The organism is Archaeoglobus neptunius (assembly GCF_016757965.1).
GTDB lineage: Archaea > Halobacteriota > Archaeoglobi > Archaeoglobales > Archaeoglobaceae > Archaeoglobus > Archaeoglobus neptunius.
In genome coordinates, this window is the sequence record NZ_JAEKIW010000004.1 from 1 (window position 1) to 17,025 (window position 17,025).

28 protein-coding genes and 1 tRNA gene are annotated in these 17,025 nt (G+C 43.4%); 11 read left to right on the top strand and 18 right to left on the bottom strand.

The genetic code is table 11. The annotated features are described in order from the left end of the window. Window positions 1–1,528: acetate--CoA ligase family protein (locus tag JFQ59_RS03350; protein ID WP_202319009.1), on the top strand; the 1,528-nt coding region annotated here is incomplete at its 5' end. A gap of 268 nt (window positions 1,529–1,796) precedes the next feature. Here JFQ59_RS03350 and JFQ59_RS03355 read toward each other — a convergent pair. From JFQ59_RS03355 to JFQ59_RS03375, 5 genes are all read right to left on the bottom strand, one after another. Beyond that, window positions 1,797–1,870: transfer RNA gene (locus tag JFQ59_RS03355), tRNA-Arg, on the bottom strand. Window positions 1,871–1,907: 37 nt separating this feature from the next. Further along, the gene (locus JFQ59_RS03360; protein WP_202319010.1) at window positions 1,908–2,774 is read right to left on the bottom strand and encodes a UbiA family prenyltransferase; all 867 of its coding nucleotides are present in this window, start codon (window positions 2,772–2,774) and stop codon (window positions 1,908–1,910) included. Continuing rightward, window positions 2,749–3,438, bottom strand: coding sequence for a phosphoglycerol geranylgeranyltransferase (locus tag JFQ59_RS03365; RefSeq protein WP_202319011.1), 690 nt, complete (start codon window positions 3,436–3,438; stop codon window positions 2,749–2,751). The genes JFQ59_RS03360 and JFQ59_RS03365 overlap by 26 nt, the downstream gene beginning before the upstream one ends. A gap of 40 nt (window positions 3,439–3,478) precedes the next feature. Next, window positions 3,479–3,652: a hypothetical protein gene (locus JFQ59_RS03370; protein ID WP_230972268.1), complete on the bottom strand. Its 174-nt coding sequence runs from the start codon at window positions 3,650–3,652 to the stop codon at window positions 3,479–3,481. 18 nt (window positions 3,653–3,670) lie between these two features. Further along, window positions 3,671–4,528 (bottom strand): PfkB family carbohydrate kinase, encoded by an 858-nt coding sequence (locus JFQ59_RS03375; protein ID WP_202319012.1) that lies wholly within the window; start codon window positions 4,526–4,528, stop codon window positions 3,671–3,673. 193 nt (window positions 4,529–4,721) lie between these two features. Here JFQ59_RS03375 and JFQ59_RS03380 point away from each other — a divergent pair, with 193 nt between their 5' ends. Genes JFQ59_RS03380 through JFQ59_RS03415 form a run of 8 tightly spaced genes read left to right on the top strand, consistent with a single transcriptional unit; the run spans window position 4,722 to window position 8,335 of the window. Beyond that, window positions 4,722–4,904 (top strand): ribbon-helix-helix domain-containing protein, encoded by a 183-nt coding sequence (locus tag JFQ59_RS03380; protein WP_202319013.1) that lies wholly within the window; start codon window positions 4,722–4,724, stop codon window positions 4,902–4,904. A 12-nt stretch (window positions 4,905–4,916) separates the two neighbouring features. Beyond that, entirely contained in the window at window positions 4,917–6,059 is a 1,143-nt protein-coding gene (gene ftsZ / locus JFQ59_RS03385; RefSeq protein ID WP_202319014.1) for a cell division protein FtsZ, read from the top strand. A gap of 22 nt (window positions 6,060–6,081) precedes the next feature. Further along, window positions 6,082–6,375, top strand: a complete 294-nt coding sequence (locus tag JFQ59_RS03390; RefSeq protein ID WP_202319015.1) for an MTH1187 family thiamine-binding protein — start codon at window positions 6,082–6,084, stop codon at window positions 6,373–6,375. A gap of 28 nt (window positions 6,376–6,403) precedes the next feature. After that, complete coding sequence (locus JFQ59_RS03395) at window positions 6,404–7,006, top strand: amino acid kinase family protein (RefSeq protein ID WP_202319016.1); 603 nt, start codon at window positions 6,404–6,406, stop codon at window positions 7,004–7,006. A 5-nt stretch (window positions 7,007–7,011) separates the two neighbouring features. Further along, window positions 7,012–7,173: an HVO_2753 family zinc finger protein gene (locus JFQ59_RS03400; RefSeq protein WP_202319017.1), complete on the top strand. Its 162-nt coding sequence runs from the start codon at window positions 7,012–7,014 to the stop codon at window positions 7,171–7,173. 9 nt (window positions 7,174–7,182) lie between these two features. Next, window positions 7,183–7,449 (top strand): elongation factor 1-beta, encoded by a 267-nt coding sequence (locus tag JFQ59_RS03405; RefSeq protein WP_202319018.1) that lies wholly within the window; start codon window positions 7,183–7,185, stop codon window positions 7,447–7,449. Further along, complete coding sequence (locus tag JFQ59_RS03410; protein WP_202319019.1) at window positions 7,446–8,075, top strand: MBL fold metallo-hydrolase; 630 nt, start codon at window positions 7,446–7,448, stop codon at window positions 8,073–8,075. The genes JFQ59_RS03405 and JFQ59_RS03410 overlap by 4 nt, the downstream gene beginning before the upstream one ends. Beyond that, on the top strand, window positions 8,072–8,335 hold the full coding sequence (locus JFQ59_RS03415; RefSeq protein WP_202319020.1) for a TIGR04140 family protein: 264 nt from the start codon (window positions 8,072–8,074) through the stop codon (window positions 8,333–8,335). The genes JFQ59_RS03410 and JFQ59_RS03415 overlap by 4 nt, the downstream gene beginning before the upstream one ends. 156 nt (window positions 8,336–8,491) lie before the next feature. Here JFQ59_RS03415 and JFQ59_RS03420 read toward each other — a convergent pair whose 3' ends face one another. From JFQ59_RS03420 to JFQ59_RS03475, 13 genes are all read right to left on the bottom strand, one after another. Then, complete coding sequence (locus JFQ59_RS03420) at window positions 8,492–8,782, bottom strand: 2TM domain-containing protein (RefSeq protein WP_202319021.1); 291 nt, start codon at window positions 8,780–8,782, stop codon at window positions 8,492–8,494. A 202-nt stretch (window positions 8,783–8,984) separates the two neighbouring features. Further along, window positions 8,985–9,056 (bottom strand): hypothetical protein, encoded by a 72-nt coding sequence (locus JFQ59_RS12765; RefSeq protein WP_202319193.1) that lies wholly within the window; start codon window positions 9,054–9,056, stop codon window positions 8,985–8,987. 310 nt (window positions 9,057–9,366) lie between these two features. Then, window positions 9,367–10,158, bottom strand: a complete 792-nt coding sequence (locus JFQ59_RS03430; protein WP_202319022.1) for a class I SAM-dependent methyltransferase — start codon at window positions 10,156–10,158, stop codon at window positions 9,367–9,369. A gap of 124 nt (window positions 10,159–10,282) precedes the next feature. Then, entirely contained in the window at window positions 10,283–11,128 is an 846-nt protein-coding gene (locus JFQ59_RS03435; protein ID WP_202319023.1) for a DUF6544 family protein, read from the bottom strand. Between the two features lie 164 nt (window positions 11,129–11,292). Continuing rightward, window positions 11,293–12,177 carry a hypothetical protein gene (locus tag JFQ59_RS03440; protein WP_202319024.1) on the bottom strand — a complete coding sequence of 295 codons (885 nt, stop codon included), beginning with the start codon at window positions 12,175–12,177 and terminating at the stop codon, window positions 11,293–11,295. A gap of 187 nt (window positions 12,178–12,364) precedes the next feature. Beyond that, window positions 12,365–12,451 (bottom strand): type II toxin-antitoxin system HicA family toxin, encoded by an 87-nt coding sequence (locus tag JFQ59_RS12770; protein WP_202319194.1) that lies wholly within the window; start codon window positions 12,449–12,451, stop codon window positions 12,365–12,367. A 27-nt stretch (window positions 12,452–12,478) separates the two neighbouring features. Further along, window positions 12,479–12,715, bottom strand: coding sequence for a type II toxin-antitoxin system HicB family antitoxin (locus tag JFQ59_RS03450; RefSeq protein WP_407928331.1), 237 nt, complete (start codon window positions 12,713–12,715; stop codon window positions 12,479–12,481). A gap of 106 nt (window positions 12,716–12,821) precedes the next feature. Continuing rightward, window positions 12,822–13,091: a HepT-like ribonuclease domain-containing protein gene (locus JFQ59_RS03455; protein WP_230972269.1), complete on the bottom strand. Its 270-nt coding sequence runs from the start codon at window positions 13,089–13,091 to the stop codon at window positions 12,822–12,824. Between the two features lie 70 nt (window positions 13,092–13,161). Continuing rightward, entirely contained in the window at window positions 13,162–13,458 is a 297-nt protein-coding gene (locus JFQ59_RS03460; protein ID WP_202319025.1) for a nucleotidyltransferase family protein, read from the bottom strand. A 136-nt stretch (window positions 13,459–13,594) separates the two neighbouring features. Next, window positions 13,595–13,858: a HepT-like ribonuclease domain-containing protein gene (locus JFQ59_RS12400; RefSeq protein ID WP_330999836.1), complete on the bottom strand. Its 264-nt coding sequence runs from the start codon at window positions 13,856–13,858 to the stop codon at window positions 13,595–13,597. An 11-nt stretch (window positions 13,859–13,869) separates the two neighbouring features. Next, entirely contained in the window at window positions 13,870–14,010 is a 141-nt protein-coding gene (locus JFQ59_RS12405) for a HepT-like ribonuclease domain-containing protein (RefSeq protein WP_230972270.1), read from the bottom strand. Continuing rightward, window positions 14,003–14,320, bottom strand: a complete 318-nt coding sequence (locus JFQ59_RS03470; RefSeq protein ID WP_230972271.1) for a nucleotidyltransferase family protein — start codon at window positions 14,318–14,320, stop codon at window positions 14,003–14,005. The genes JFQ59_RS12405 and JFQ59_RS03470 overlap by 8 nt, the downstream gene beginning before the upstream one ends. Window positions 14,321–14,342: 22 nt before the next feature. Beyond that, window positions 14,343–14,840, bottom strand: coding sequence for a hypothetical protein (locus JFQ59_RS03475; RefSeq protein ID WP_202319026.1), 498 nt, complete (start codon window positions 14,838–14,840; stop codon window positions 14,343–14,345). A gap of 236 nt (window positions 14,841–15,076) precedes the next feature. On the opposite strand from JFQ59_RS03475, the gene JFQ59_RS03480 reads away from it, so the two are divergent. Both JFQ59_RS03480 and JFQ59_RS03485 read left to right on the top strand, forming a co-directional pair. Continuing rightward, the gene (locus tag JFQ59_RS03480) at window positions 15,077–16,696 is read left to right on the top strand and encodes a class I adenylate-forming enzyme family protein (RefSeq protein WP_202319027.1); all 1,620 of its coding nucleotides are present in this window, start codon (window positions 15,077–15,079) and stop codon (window positions 16,694–16,696) included. 35 nt (window positions 16,697–16,731) lie between these two features. Beyond that, window positions 16,732–16,959: an Lrp/AsnC ligand binding domain-containing protein gene (locus JFQ59_RS03485; protein ID WP_202319028.1), complete on the top strand. Its 228-nt coding sequence runs from the start codon at window positions 16,732–16,734 to the stop codon at window positions 16,957–16,959. The last annotated feature ends 66 nt before the right edge of the window (window positions 16,960–17,025 follow it).

Below are 17,025 nucleotides of genomic sequence, written 5' to 3' on the forward strand. Positions count from 1 at the left end.
TGTCGATCTCATCGTCAGAGTTGGGGAGATGGTCGAGAAAGAGGGTATAGTTGAGATGGACCTGAATCCCGTCTTCGTCTACGAGAATGGATGCGTTGTTGCGGATGCGAGGATTGCTGTTGGGGAGAGAAAGAGGTTTGATTACGTGATCCCTGATCTTGGCAATCTTTTCTACCCAAAAAGTGTTGCGGTAATTGGGGCCTCGAGGACCATAGGCAAGCCGGGCTTTAACATCGTGTGGAATCTGAAGCAGAACGGCTTCTCAGGGAAAATCTATCCGGTAAATCCAAATGCTGAAAAAATACTTGATCTGAATTGTTATCCGTCAATTCTTGATATTCCTGGAGATGTTGATGTGGCAATCATAGCTGTACCTGCAAAGATTGTTCCGGCAGTGATGAGGGAATGTGCGCAGAAAGGTGTTAAGGGTGTCGTGATTGTCAGCTCTGGGTTCAGTGAAGAGGGAGAGAAGGGAGCGGAGTACGAGAGAGAGGTTCTGGAGATAGCTAAAAAACATGGTATAAGGATATTCGGTCCCAACACCACAGGTGTGCTGAACACCGAAAACGGATTCATCACCTCATTCGCCCTTCAGCCAGTAATAAGGAAAGGTTCGATTGGGATAATCGCCCAGACAGGCCTGTTTCTTGGAATAATGATGGATATCGTTGCATCAAATCATCCGAGTATAGGATTTAGCAAAATCGTGGGGATGGGTAACAAGATAGATGTTGAGGATTATGAAGTTCTCGATTTTCTGCTCAGAGATTCTCAGACAGGTGTCGTTGGGATGTATGTGGAGGGAATAAAAAATGGAAGAGCCTTTTATGACGTTGCAAAAAACGCCTCCAAGCCGGTGGTGATTTTTAAGAGTGGCAGGACTGAGTATGGCAAGAAAGCTGCTATGAGTCATACAGCTTCGATAGCTGGAGATGATGATGTGTTTGATGCCGTCTGCAGGCAGGCAAATCTAACGAGGGTTTATAGTTTTGAGGAACTGTTCAATGTAACCAAAGCCTTCGCTCTTCAACCCCTGCCCAGGGGCGACAGGGTTGCGATAATCCACTACACCGGTTCAGGATGTGTGCAGGGTTCTGATGCGGCATACTTTGCCGGGCTGAAACTTGCCGAGTTTTCTAACGAAACTGTTGAGAGGATACTTGAGGTTACACCCGAATGGCACAACGTCAACAATCCCATTGATATCTGGCCGATGGTGGAATACTATGGTGCATACAAGGCTTATGAAACGGCGATTGAGGCTGTACTTGAGGATGATGGAGTGGATTCAGTGGTGGCCTGTGTCTGGGCAAGCAGAATAACACATGCAAACTTCCAGCCGGACTACAGGAAGCTTAAAAAGTATGGCAAGCCAGTTTATTTCACAGCAGAGGGGCCCAGGGATGTGGTTTTCGATCTGAAGAATGACTACGAGCTGAATGGAATTCCAGTATATCCCGACGTGATCACCGCCATAAACGTTCTCGGAAAAGTTACGAAATACGCTCGGAGAAAATCAGTTCAGTAGAATCCTTTTTTAATATTTACCATTTTCAGGATATCCCTTTTTGTCAGATGTTCCGAACCAAGCTTTACCCTTTCCTTGATCGTTTCGTATTTTCTTGTTTCGATCATAAATTATTACTGACCTGGAAACTTAAAAATTTTTTCATTAAATTCTATATAATTGTTGTAATAGTTATTGTTATCATTATGGTGAAAACGGTCTGTCACGGGATTCCATGCAATGTCTCAGTTTTGGGCTTTCTCAGTTGACTGGTGTGTAAAGAAAGGAGCGGACCCGGCGGGATTCGAACCCGCGACCTTGGGCTTAGGAGGCCCACGCCCTGTCCTGCTAGGCTACGGGTCCCTGATAGTAGTGCGGTAAAGGTATTATAAATCTTGCTCTAAAATGCTCCTGCGAAGAAGCCTATCAATCCAAATATCATTGCTAGCAGTGTAGTCTTTCTGTATTTGCGAATGGATCTCTTACTGCAGTCTTTGAGAAGTCTAATGGCCACATAGCAGAGGATTACATCAGTGACCATTACCGGAAATGCATACTTCACGTCAAGATAGTATTCCTTAATACCGAGGAACGGAATCGGACTGATCGAAACGGCCGAAATGTAAAATACACTTGAGATGACAGCCGCCCTCTTTTCTCCAAAAATCCTTGCAATACTCCTCACGTTTCTAAGTGCGTCCCCTTCAACATCTTCAATTCCCTTCATTATCTCTCTTCCAATCCCTGTCAGGAAGGCCATTGAAGAAAGCAGCGCTGCGCTTTCCGTAATGCTATCTGAAACAATTATGCTGCCGAAGAGAAATGGTGTGGCCATGGTAAAAGCGATGTAAATGTTTCCAGCAAAACCATACTCCTTGAGTTTCAGGTTGTAAAAATAGCCAGCAAATGTGACTATAACCGCAAAAAAGAATGCAAGTGGAGATACAAGCCAGGCAGCGAAGAATCCCAGAGGCATCATGATGATTCCGAGCTTCAGTGCAGTACTTCTATCAAGATCTCCCCTTACAAGCGGTCTGTCGGTGCGGTTGTTGGCCAGGTCAACGGCATAATCTGAGTAGTCGTTGAGGGCAAAACTCGATGCCTGGAGGAATAACGCTGTGAGATAGCCGTAAAATATTTTCCAGAAATTACCGTAAAAAGGATCAGACACAAATACGCCTATAACAACCCCAAATCCGTACATCAGGCCGTGTTCAAGCCTGAAGAGATCCCATATAGCTTTAAGGTATCGTTTGCAGGTAGGCATCCACACCTTTCTCGTAGATTACATTTCCCACAATAATCGTGTCTGCATATTTCAGCATTTCCATTGCCTTTCTCCCGGAATCTATTCCGCCTCCGTAGAACAGTCTTGAATTTGTTAGTGCACTCTTCACTTCTCTCACAAGCTCGGGATCTCCGTATGTACCGCTGTACTCAATGTAGATCACCGGCAGATTCAGCATTCTTTCACCGACAACAGCGTAGCATGCAGCGAGTTCTTTGCTGATACTGCAGTTGGCTTTGGTGACCATCCCAACGGCAGATTTTGGATTCAGCACGATATATCCTTCCATAACAACAGATTTGAGCGTATTGAGAAAATCTCCGAGATTTGAGTAGTGCATGTAAACCCACTTTGCGTGCTTCCCCGTAATCCACTCACCATCCATGGAGTTCAGTACGGTGGGAATGAATAGGTACTCTGCATCATATACCACGTTTGTGGGATCTGAGGGCTCCACAACAACTGGGAGCCCGTGATCGATGATCTTCTCTATCAGCTCCCTTGTCTTTTTATAGGTGACATTCTGGGTTCCGGAGATCATAACGGCATCAGTTCCACTGTCCACTACCGCCCTGATTATTTCGTCGGTGTTTTCTCTATCTGGATCGAGCTTGGTTATGTGCTTCCACTTTCTCCAGTCCATTGTACCTCCACACCACGTTTAAATAATAAATCTTTTGGGTTCAGAACTTCAGGCGTGGGTCTTTCTTTGCCGCCTCTCTAACGCAGAAAAACTCTCTACCAATTTTGCGAAGGTAAGGACATTTTTTGCCGGTGTATCCTACAATGCATAGCTCACAATCCTCCTTGTACACCCTTTTGAATCCGAGTTTTTCAGCCATTATTCTTATGTCCATCATAAATTTATTGAACGTTCACCTTAAAACTGTTGCGAGAAAATCTTTGATGGTTTTTGGGGATGGGAAATTTCTTGCACCAACTCTTTCAACGTTGTAGGCACCACAGAAATTTCCCAGCTTTAAACATACGTCAACGGGGTAATCCATAATGAAACCATAAATAAAACCTGCAGCGAATGCATCTCCAGCCCCAGTGGCGTCTACAACTTTGGCCTTGAAAGCATCTGCCCGATAGCTCTCACCTTTCCTGGTATAACAGACACTGCCAAGCCTGCCCTGTGTGACAATGAGATAGTCAACGTGTTTTAGAAGATCGACAACTTCCACATTCAGCATCGAAAATTCATCCGAGGATAAAATGAGCATGTGTGTGCTGTCGAGAAGAGGTTTGAGTGCCTCATACCCCAAATGCACGTATGGGAATCCTGGATTGAGGATTACAAATCCGTCAAATTTTTCGGCAGCTTCCCTCTGCAGACCAAAGCTTTTTTCCGATGGAAATGGGTCAAGGTACAGAAACTCACCCCCCTGAACTTTGACGAAAGGCTTTCCAGCAGCGTTTGGTTCAACAAAAAAAGTCCTTTCTCCATCTTTGTCAACAAAAACATGAACTCTTCCGGTTTTTCTGTCAGTGAATTTCGCAACAACCTCGGCGGCTGTATTCCTAATAAAGTACTCCGCATCCTCGTCTCTGCCCAGAGTTGTGTAGATCGAAGCTTTTATTCCAAGAGATGCAATATTGTGTGCCACATTGCATCCCGCACCTCCCGGTGATTTGCTGGTCTTTTTAATTACGGAGTGTCCTCCTCGGGTGGGATACCTGTCAATCATGTAGATGTAGTCGACCAGTGCCGGAGCGTAAGCTGAGAACACAGTATGGTTTCAACCCGGGTTTATTTAATGCTTTCATTGGAATTTTTTAAACCTTTTATCATAATAGAAACCGAAACTCTTAAATATTATAATGTCGGACAATTGATACCTGATTGAGGTACATTGGCGGACAGGTGGAGGCTCATGTTATCCACCATGTCCGCCAATAGAGGGCATCGCTTCCGGTGGAAATATGCCTCCGACCAGAAAGATAAGCATAAGGCTGACCGAGAAATATTACACGAAACTCGAGCTCCTCGTGGAGAGCGGGGAGTTCACGTCGGTTAGCGAAGCGATCAGGGAGGCAGTAAAGCTTCTGCTTGAAAAATATAGTGCCCAGCTTGAGAGTATTGCTAAAATGGATAGTTTCAGGTAGGAGGTAATGTGAATGAAGAGTATAGTTAGTAAGGCCCAGATGTTTTTGGAGCAGGAAAGGTTGAGCAGAGGAGAGGACGATATAAAGGACTTTGAAACGCCAAAGATCGTTGTTGTCGGCTGCGGTGGGAGTGGAAACAACACCGTTAACAGACTTTCAAACATGGGTGTTGAAAGTGCGATGACAGTTGCAATAAATACGGACAAGCAGCAGCTTTTGAGGACAAAGGCCGACAAGCGAGTTTTGATTGGCAGAAGTATAACAAGGGGTCTTGGTGCCGGCGGATATCCAGATATAGGGCGGAAAGCAGCGGAACTGGCAAGAAATGTACTCGAAGAGCTTCTCTGCGACTCGGATATGGTTTTTGTATGTGCAGGACTTGGTGGCGGTACCGGAACCGGTTCAGCGCCTGTTGTTGCTGATGTAGCCAAAAAACAGGGAGCGATAGTTATCGGCTTCGCCCAGATGCCGTTCAAGGTTGAAAGGGCCAGAATTCAAAAGGCGCTTGACGGTTTGGAGGAGATGAAGGAGGTCTGTGATACTGTCGTCGTTCTTGACAATAACAAACTTCTCGAATACTATCCAAATCTGCCAATTGATGCCGCCTTTAGTGTTATGGATCAGCTCATAGCCGAAACAATAAAGGGCATTTCTGACACGATAACAGTCCCATCCCTTGTTAACATCGACTTTGCGGATGTTAAGGCGATAATGGGTCATGGTGGAGTTGCAGTAATGCTGGTTGGCGAGGCAAAAGCTCAGGACAAGGCAAATGCAGTTGTCAGGGATTGCCTAACCCACCCACTGCTCGATGTTGATTACAGAGGTGCAACGGGCTCTCTTGTTCACATCTCGGGAGGGCACGATCTGACTCTAAAAGAGGCAGAGGAAATCATCCGGAACCTCACCTTTGAGATTGACGACTACGCCAACGTCATCTGGGGAGCAAGGATAGACAGGGAGTTTGAGGGATTCGTCAGGGTTGTTTCAATAATGACCGGGATAAAGGACAGGGACTTTGTCGGTTCACTAAACTATGACATCGTTCCGCAAAAGAAGAAAATCAGGGACTTCAGAGTTGAGGAGAACTTTACCAGACCGAATGGAAGGGTAAAGTCCAGCAAGGCTGCAGTACCGATAATAGATAGACTCTAATCCAACCACCTCCCATTTTTTTATGATAGTGGAGATTTCTGTTGTGCCGATTGGTGTTGGCGAATCCTTGAGCAGGTATATTGCTGTGGCAATACAGGTTTTAAGCAAAATGGGGTTGAAATTTGAACTGAACCCAATGGGTACGGTTTTTGAAGTAGGCGATTTTCAGAAACTGGCAGAGGTGCTTGAAGAAATTGACAGAAGTCTCTTTGAATCGGGATCTCCGAGAAACTACTTTGTCGTAAAAATCGATCACAGAAAGAAGGGCGGAAAAATGGAGGACAAGGTTAGGTCGGTAATTCAGAAAACGAAGTAGTTTTTAAGCATCAACTCAATTTTTTTCTGTGATCGTAAAGGTCGGTGGTAGCGTAGTGGGAAACCTTGAAGAAGTTTTTGAGGCTCTCGGCTTGACGGACAGGGTTTGTGTTCTGCCAGGAGGATGGATTTTTGCAGATACCGTTAGAAAAGTTGACTCGGAATTTGGCCTGTCCCAAAGCGCATCACACTGGATGGCGATAAATGCGATGAACATGTACGGGCATGTGCTCGGAGAGGTGGGCAAAAAATATGGATTTTCACTCATCGAACCGGAGAGCTTTGACGAAATTGTGGATGGCAGGTGCATATTGCTTCCATACATTTTGCTCAGGAGATACGACGAGCTTCCCCATTCCTGGGATGTGACCTCAGACAGCATAGCCGTGTGGATTGCATCAAAATTAAAGGTCGGTGAAGTTGTCAAGGTAACGGCAGCCGGAGGGGTCATGGGAGAGGCTTCAGTTTTATCCAGAGTCAGAGCTTCGGAACTTTCCACAGATGTTGTTGACAGACTCACTCCCGAGCTTCTCTGTAGATATGGAATAAACATGTTCGTCTGCTCTCCGAAAGAGCTAAAATATTATATATTGAGAGGAAGAGCGAATGGCACGCTGATAGAAGGGAGGTGATCAGGATGGACATAACAAGATGCATTAGTTGTGGCGCAGTACTTGTGGGTGCTAATTATGTAGCTTTCCCGTGTCCGGAATGTGGTGAGATGATCTATCGCTGTAAGAAGTGCAGAAAGCTGTCAAATCCCTATGTTTGTGAGAACTGTGGATTTGAGGGTCCATGAGGTGATAGAATGGGTAGTGTTGTGATGAAAATCCGTGTGATGCCGAGCGATGTCGACGTGAATCTTGATGAGGTTCTGGAGAAGATAAAAAACATTCAGATGGAGGGTGTGGAGCTGAGGGATAGTGCGATTCAGCCGATAGCCTTTGGGTTGAAAGCGCTGGTACTTATGGCGGTGATGCCCGATACCGGGGGAGTCGGAGACAGGTACATAGAGGAGATAGGAAAGATAGATGGAGTGGAGAGTGTCGAAATAGAGGATATGGAGTTGCTATGAAACCGATAAGGATTGTTGCTCCACCCCTTGCAGCAAACTGCTATCTTCTTGCTGATGAGAAGAAGGCCTTGATAGATGTCGGTGGGGATATAGAGTTCATTCTCAGGGCTGTGTCGAAGTATATCGATCCCAAGGAACTTGACTACGTCATCTTGACACACTCCCATTATGACCATGCGGCTGCTGCGGGGCACTTTAAGGGTTTGGCGAAGATAGCAATTCACAGGGATGAGTATTCGCTGATAAAGGCTCAGGGGTTCACATCATTCATGTTCGGTGTCAGCTTCAAACCCTTTGAGCCCGATATTATGCTTGAGGGTGGGGAAAGAATAGAGCTTGGAGAGATAAATCTGGAGGTCATTCACACTCCCGGACACTCTCCCGGAAGTATCTGCCTTTACGAGCCGGAAAAGAGGTGGCTTTTCAGCGGAGATACGGTTTTTGCCCACGGTAGTTTTGGCAGGGTTGATCTGCCCGGTGGAAGTGCGAGGGAACTGATAAAATCTCTGGAAATGCTCTCCAAGCTTGACGTTGAAAATCTGTATCCGGGACATGAGGACATTGTTGAGGGAAATGCGAGCAGACACATAGCCAACTCTCTCAGAATCGCAAAGATGTTTCTGTGAAGTACATACACCTCTTCGGAATGAATGCTGAGGAGATAAGGGCTGAAATCAGGAGAGTGCTTGATAGACTTGGATTCGAGATTTTTGAAAAAGATTTTGAAATCGTTGCATCAAGGGATGAAGAAAAGGTAAGGGTAGAAATGAGGTATATGGGGAAAAGCAACCTCAACCTGCCCCAAACTGAAGTGATTTTTGAATGTGCTGAAGACGTTCACGCCGAAATCATCAAAGAGCTCCGAACTTCGAGGATGGGGGGATGATACTCGTTAGCATCTTTTAGACTTCCGGTTTATCTCTCCGTAAGTTTTCATTCATGGCGATCGCTCCCGCATTCCCGTGTGTGCTAACTTCTGGGGATAGGTGAAGTCCGGCGAAGCCGAATTCGGGAGCGAAGGCTGTGGGAGTGGCCGGTGAAGTTATTTTTTAGCCTTCCGTGCTCTGTATTCAGCTTTAGCTTCCCTTTCCTCAAGTGTTCTCTCTAACCAGTGAACACCGAATAGGTAGTGCATCGATATTCCAATTCCCCAGCCGATAAGCGGGTAAATGAACCAAATCGCTTCTGGAGAATATATCAGGTTGATGACTATCAACATGGCGTTAACCAGTAAGTATACCGCTAAATGGACTAAAAACCCTCTTTTCTCCTCCTCCTTTCTTATTTCTCTGTATGCTTTTTTATAATCCTCTAATGTAATTTCCTCTGCCATTTTATTTTCACCTCTTTTTATGAATTATTTTTTCTTTTTAAATTTTTTTAGTTGAAGTTGAAACTTGGTGGGTGCGACCGAAGGGAGCCGATCCTGGCGTAGCAGAGCGGAGTCAAATATCTGCCCGTTAAGCGACATTAGGCGATTTGGGTTCTGTAAGAACCGTGTATCCACTGTCAGATGACTTCTGGAATTCTCTTTTTTACAGAGTCCCAACCACCTTCAAATCCACCCCAAAATATCCGTGAATAACTTTGTCTTTCATCCCAGCCATTCCTTTCCATGGAACTTCAGGATATATCCATTTATATCTTCAATAAAGTCACCAGCTTCTCTTTTCATATGTAAACTACCTCTTCCAATATGCGCTTTCCTATTTGCGGCTTTAAAGCGGATTTCATTACCAGATCAACTTTTGCTCTCAGTAAATCAGACAAATATTCTTCGAGTTCAGCAAATTTTATTAAGTCCATTATTGTTTTTTAAGGTTTCACTTAATATCCAGTATGCGAAGTCCTGAGCGTAGCGAAAGATTTGGCTAAAGCATAGCGAAGCCAGATGCCCACTGTTATCTGCCGCTACTATCACTCTTTTACCGCTATCAGAAATACCCTGTTGAATTTTAGTTTCACCATTCCATTTTCATCTGATTGCCGTTCAAATGCTTTTTTCACGATTTCCATGAATGCTGAAATATAGTCTTCTGTCAGCTCCACCTCATAGCAGTCTTGGTTTAGATATCCGGCTATTGCTCCAGAGGAAAGTATCTTAAACACGTCTTCAGGCGTGTGTTCCGTTGTGATTGAAAACATAACTTTAAAACCGCATCTCTCGAACAGAGATTTATATTCTTCTGCAGTTTCAAGGAAGAACCATGGTTCTCTAAAGTGAGCGAATATTTTCTCCGTTCTTTTGTCTCTCTTCATCATTTCAATAGCCTCTATAAAATTGGGACAGTATATTTTCTTCGCAGGCGCCTGAGTCCCGATTCTTCCACTCCTCTTCAATGATCTGTAGCAGTTTTTTATCGCTTTCTCCGGATCTTTAAACCACTGAAAGGCTGAGTTACAGAAAATAACATCAAAACCTTCTTCATAATCCATGTTTTCTGCACTTTTAATTTCGTATGTTATGTCCAACCCTTTGCTTTTTTCAATGGCTTCCCTTATCATCCCTTCAGAAGGATCTATTCCCACAACTCTTCCCTTCGTCAGACTCCTTATCTTTCTCGTTAAATGTCCGGTCCCGCATCCCAAATCTAAAACATCGTCATTCTCTCCGATTTTCAGAAGTTTTAAGAGTATTTCTGATGCTGATTTTTGAACAGTGGCATATTTTTCATACCCATAGCAATTTTTGAAAAATCCACTTTTCATACCCCCGCAATGAGCGTTCTGGGAACATGTAAACTTTGCCGTAGGTTGAGCCTGAGGGCGAAGACACACATTAACCCCAATGGAGCAAGGCACTGCAGAGTGCCAAGCACAGTCTCATTCCCGCTTAATACACTGAAGGCCTGTTATACTCAATGTCGGTGATCTCAATTTTGTCATAGCAGAAATCTCCGGTTTTTAATTTCCAGACAATATTTACCTTGTTCGGAATGATAACGCCGTTAAACTCCCTGTATTCGGCGATCAGCCCTTCCCAGTCCTCAAGTACAAATCTGCCATCCACTTCCCTATATCGCTTTGCTGTTATCTTTGTTACCTCTCCTTTTTCATTAAAATGAAAAATGGCAGAGGCTTCAGTTCCTTTATAATTAATTGTTGCTTTTGCTGAACTGCTATTGATGGCTTCCCACCTGATGTAGTCATTCAAGAACGCTGAGGGAAACCATATGCACTCAGCAAGAAATCTCAGGATTTCTCCATTATCGACTTCATATCCCTTTGCATCAGCAACCTTGACAAGTCCGAGCAGTTTCACCTCTAAATTTCCTTTACCATCGATAAATTCGTCCTTTGCGAATATTGACACAAATGGAAGGATTCTAACTTTTGCGATCCAGACAAACTCAACAGAATCAGCATTGAAGTATTGTTCTGCTTTTATTGGCATCCACTTTTGATTCTCGTTCGTCCGAAAATATCCACCCTGTTTCAACCTCACTGTTTTGATCTTTTCTTTACCTATAATCTGCGTGTACTTCAAATACCTTTGAACGGGTTCGGGCAATCCTTCTATATCCCTCTCAGTAACGACTTCCAGTTTCTCTTTGTCCTCTGTAAATAGTGCCTCCGCCTCTTCTTTCGCCTTTTTGGTAAATGCAAAGCTGCCTATAACACAAGCTGATACTATTAGGACAACAGTTAGGCCTAAAATAATCAGAGTAATTTTTAACATTTTATCTCCTTTTTACTGATTTAGTAACTATCTATATAAATGTTTTTCTGAGCTTAGACATCTCGTTTAACGATCGGCGGGTATGCGAGATGTGAAGCGAAGCCGAGGATTTGGGTGAACACCGTAGGTGCTAAAACTGCATGCCCACTGTTAGACGGAGGAACTTATCCAGTTTCTTCTGACCACCGAAGTAATTCGCGTAGAGAACCGTGGTGGCGGTTCAATAGCCAGACTACGATCCAGCCGAATATGAAGTTTGAAGATGACACCTCTACAAAATGGGCAATTCGTATTGTATGGGGCATATAGGGGTTCGGCAGCAAAAGAAGTGATCCCATCAGAACCGAGAAAAGCAGAGCTACTGCCATCCCTGCCTCCCACCATTCACCCCTCATCATCTGAATTATCGGCAGTGCCAGAGCAGTCCATATCATCGCCCTCACCATCTGAAACGGGAGTATCCACACGGGCAACTGGAGGCCAGCATAATACTTCTGGAATGCATTGCCTGCGAGCGGCTTAAAGACAAACATACCAAATGAGATGTAAAGGATGACGTAGATAACTACAATCAGTGTCAGTTTCCAAACCCACTCTGTCAAAGGCATGATTAGGCGTTGATTGGCTCCCTGCGATTCCTTAGCCGTTTTCATTCGTCCGTGGATCAGAACGGCTAATGGCGAAAATAATGCTGCAACGATAGCTCCATGCATAAACAGCATGGGAATGATCTCAGCCGGCACAATGTCCACTAAATATCTGAGAAACACAACAGTCTCGATTTGAGACTGAAATGTCATCACTCCATAGAACACGAAGAAGATCGTTAAGACCAGTCGCCAGCCACTCCATCGGGATCGTATGATTGGATAGCTCAGTACGATGGTCTGAAGAGCGCACACAGTCAGCAGAGCCACTACCGTACCCGTCAGATCGGCAGTTTGTGCTGGCAGTCTAACCGCCATTGAGGCTACCGAATAACAAACGAATAGGAGGAAAGTCAGGACAAGTATTTTCAATCCAAGCGTAATTGTTGTTTTGGTGTTCATTGAATCTCGCCTTACCTCAGGTGATTTTGCCTAACGTACCGCGGAACATACCCATAGGGAAATTTGGGCAAGCATTAGCGAGTTGCATATCCGTTAGCAAAGCTCTCATAATAAATCTTTCAATTCCTCCTTAGTTATACCCGCCTGTTTCAAAATTTCGAGCAATGTCCCTTTTGGTAAATCCCGTTTATGGAGTCGTGTCTGGGTGATAGTAGATACGGTGACTTCCTTTAACTCTATCCAGTACGAATCCTTTCCTTTTAAGAGCCTTGATAACTTTCTCAGGGGTGAGTTTGGAAGCTTAGGCATGAGTCTCTACAGTCAATGTGTATTCCAAGGTTCCTTCATCCGTTGGAATCTCTTCACCATGTTCTCGTAGGCTCTCTATATACAATTCTATGGCTTCTTTTGCCATCTCAATTGCTTCTTCTATTGTTTCGCCATATGTAATGCATCCCGGGAGGGATGGAACTGTTACTGTGTAACCTCCTTCTGGCTCTTTTCTAAGCAAGATTCTGTAACTTAACCTCACGTTGATCACCTTTCATTTATTAAAATTGGATGCTTTTAATCTTTTCTTCCAAGTTGTTTAACAACAGCTATCCTTATTTTATCTTTAATTCCTGTATCCTCAGCTATTCCATTCATTCCTCCAACTCCTCCAGTATCTTTTCAAATTTGGGTTTGAGAGGTTGAATTTCTTTTTCTATGACCTCCCGTACGATTTCTAAATCAACACCGTGATACTCATGAATAAGCTTGTCTCTCATACCTGCAATGTATTTCCACGGAATTTCTGAGTATTTGTTCCTGATTTCTGAAGGAATTTTCTTCACAGCCTCACCCATCACTTCCAGACTTCTAATAACAGCATTTACAGTTTTTCTATCTTTTACGAACTCTTCAAAGCTCATACTTCCATGAATTCTTCAATTTCCTGAATAGATGACAAGATGTCCAGTATGTAATCCCTGTATGTTCTTTTCATACTGTTACAACCTCTTCAAGGATATATTTTCCAATATGTGGCTTAAGCGCCTTCTTAGATACAAGGTCTACTTTCCTACCTATCAAATTGCTCAGATATTCCTCCAGTTCGAGGAATTTAAAGAATCCTATCGGTTTTTCGAATTCAACCAGTATGTCAACATCACGGTCCTCTTTCGCTTCTCCCCTCACAAAAGAGCCGAAGATACCAGTTTCTTTAACACCATATTTTTCTTTAAGCTCTCCTTTGTGTTTTTCGATAATCTCCTTAATCTCATCAAGTGATTTTTTCATTTTTGCTACCTAATTATTTATTCTACTCTCAGTTTTAAATCTTTTCACGGCGATGGCTGGCATTTCACTTAACGTTTGGCGGGTATGCGAAGCCTTTAAGGGTTTGAGTGAGCGAAGCGAACTGCATACCTGCATGTTAGCAGACCCAAAAGGCAGCAACGAAGTTGCGGAGAATTTCGCATGCTACCACAATTTTTACTTTTTGCTGTTCCATCCTTCCCTTTGAATTATTTCTTTCATTTGTTCTCTCAAATGAGGGATGTCTAGGTTTATTATATCCCACACAATATCCCAGATCAACACCAAAATATGAGTGAATGAGTTTGTCTCTTGTTTTAGCGATCTCTTTCCATGCTATTTCGGGATATTTTTCTTTTAACGTTTCAGATATATTTTTCACAGCTTCTCCAATTATCTCAATCTAATGATTGCATCCTGTGTTTTTCTATCGCCTATGAACATCTCATAATCATACCCTTCTTTGTAACACAGTATGTTTTCGCAGGCAGTAAGAATATCCGTTACATACTCCCTGTCCCTTCTCTTAGACATATATAATTCCCTGTTTTATGCTTTTCTTGATCTCATCGCTTCTTATAGACTCTATACCCGTCGGGGTTAAGATATCTACGGATCTGCCAAAAAGATTCTCGAGATACTCTACTAAACCCCCAAAATTCTTAAATGTGCCTTTTCCTCTTTCAAATTCGACAACAATATCAATATCACTCTCCTCAGATGTTTCATCACGGGTAAACGAGCCAAATATCCCAATCTTTTTTACACCGAATTTTTCAAGTTCTTTTTTGTGCACCCTTATTAGTTCAATAATTTCTTTACTATCCATTTTACTCACACTCATCAGACTGTATATGCTTCTAAAATTAAAATTTTCCTCCTAAGGCGTATGGAATTTTGCTAATAATAATATCTGCTTCATCTTTTCCACCTAAATGTTTTGCATCATTGAATCCTAATATCTTAAAGGCTTCTGTTAGTAATTTTTCAAATAATGTTGGGTCGTCGCTATTTCTTTGACTCTCTCTTAATCTCTCAATTAGAGGCACTTTTATTCCGTTACTATTTTCTGCCGATTTTACAAAGCTTCTCCTTCCTTTTTTGTTTATATATATTTTATTATTTTGTCTTAATATTTCAACAATATCGCCGTCGTTATATTTCTCTTTTAGTTTCTTTCCTATGGATATTCTCCGCATATTCCAATCTGCTTTTTTACCTCCTATATTTTCTCCCTCAAGAATAATTTCTACCTCTTCCTCTTCAGGAAAAATTTCTTTAAATTTTTCATCTTCTTTTTTTAACCATCTGATATATCCGTAACTCAATTGCCAACCAGTTAGTTCATGTTCTATCTTTTTCATTTTTATTCCTCCTTAAAGCGGGGTTCGGGATTTCAGACAACTCGTTCATATACAATTGCATATATCTGCATTACGTATATACTCATTCTGGATGCTCCTCATATGACTTGCCTCCCATTAAATCTAATGGGCTTCTAATCCTTTCATAGCAAACGAGTATAAATCTCCGTCGTTTTCGAATGTTTATATCCCAGTGGTGAGCCAAAAATATTTATTCGTCAAAGTCAAGAAACTTCATGATTTTACATGACGAAGATTTGATTAGAGAGTACACGGAGAGGGGTTTTTGGGGCAAAAGCACTTTGCTTGACAGGTTTTCAAAGAACGTGAGAGATTTTCCTGAGAGAGAGGCTATCGTCGATCCCCCCAACAGGAAGGAGCTTGTTGGCAGCGATGCTGAAAGGTTGAATTATAGGGAACTTGGCAGGATTGTAGATTCAGTTGCTGCAGAGCTTCAGGATGCGGGGGTAGAGAAGGATAGCGTCGTCCTGGTGCAGCTACCAAATATTTGGGAGCTTGCTATGCTGTATCTTGCAGTTTCAAAGGCTGGAGGAATAATTTCCCCCATGCCCATGCAGTGGAGGGCAAAGGAGTTAAAATACGTTGCAGAACTGACAAAGGCCGGACAATACATAACTGTTGAGGAATTCAAAGGTTACAAACATGCAGAAGCCGGGAAAGAAGTTGTTGAGAATGTTATAACGCTTGATGAAATTAGAGAAATGGCAAACAGGAATAGAAGGCCCGAAGAAGTTGAAGTCAGCGCCAACGATGTGTTTACGATCTGCTGGACTTCTGGTACTGAAGCTGACCCGAAGGGCTGTCCGATGACCCACAACAACTGGTATTACATCTCCAATTTCAGAAGTGCAATGAACGTCCCGCCGAATCCACGAATTCTCTGTGTTGCCCCGCTCGTTAACATGACCGGTGTTGGGGTTAACTACATCCCCTGGATATTCGAGGCTGGAACTTTTGTCCTCCACCATCCCTTCGATCCCGTTATCTGCCTCAGACAGCTTGTTGACGAGAGGATAGACTTCACAATTCTCGTTCCAGCAGTTCTGAACATGGCTCTCAAATTTCCGGGAATCGAGAAGTTCGATCTAAGTGTTGTTAAAACAATTACAACAGGAAGCGCTCCTCCGTCAAAGTGGGCGATAGATGAGTTCAAGAAGCGGTGGGCGATAGATATCGTCAACATCTGGGGGCAGAACGAGGGGACTGCATTAATAGCCGGTCCGCTTGACGTTCCCGATACGGCGAAGAGGGTTGATCACTTTCCGAACTGGGGCAGGGATTGCGGATGGAAGAGTGGAGTTGAGGGTGTTGAGACAGAGATTGTGGATGAAGAAGGAAGAGAACTTACAGAACCGGGAGAGATCGGAGAACTGCTTTACAGAAGTCCCGGAGTGATTCCATGCTACTTCAACAGGCCTGATCTAACTGAAAAGGCTTTTGTAGAATACAACGGAAAGAGATTCTTTAGAACCGGAGATCTTTTCGTAATCAAGGATGAGTGCCATATTGGCTTCTACGACAGGAAGAAGGACATAATAATCAGGGGAGGGTTCAACATCAGTGCTGCAGAGATAGAAAATGCCCTGCTTGAGCATCCAAAGGTTCTGGAGGTTGCTGCTGTTGGAATGCCGGATGAAATTCTCGGTGAGAGAGTTTGCATCTTCGTTGTCCCGAGAGATGAAGAACCGACTCTTGAAGAGTTGCGGGAATATTTAAAGGAAAAGGGATTTGCCGTTTACAAGCTGCCTGAGAAGCTAATACTGGCTGATGGAATACCCCGAAACCCCGTTGGCAAGATACTGAAATCTGAACTGAGGAAACGGTACAGGTTTTGAAATATTTTTTTATACTTTTCTGGCCTAGAGAATTTATGCTATATGCCTACGTTTTGATAAACACTGAAGTTGGTGATGAGGAGAAAATCCATGAAGATATGATGAGGATTGAAGGGATTGAAGAGGTACACATTGTTTACGGGGTTTACGACATTATAGGAAAGATTAAAGCAAAAGATATGGACGAACTGAAGATTATACTGGAAAGAATCAGAAGGATGAGTGGTCTGAGATCAACGCTAACTCTCATTGTAACGAAGTGATCACAAATGACGCAGATGGGACTGAGCCTCGGATTTCCGGTTTTTCCTTCCCTCCCGGTTTCCCGT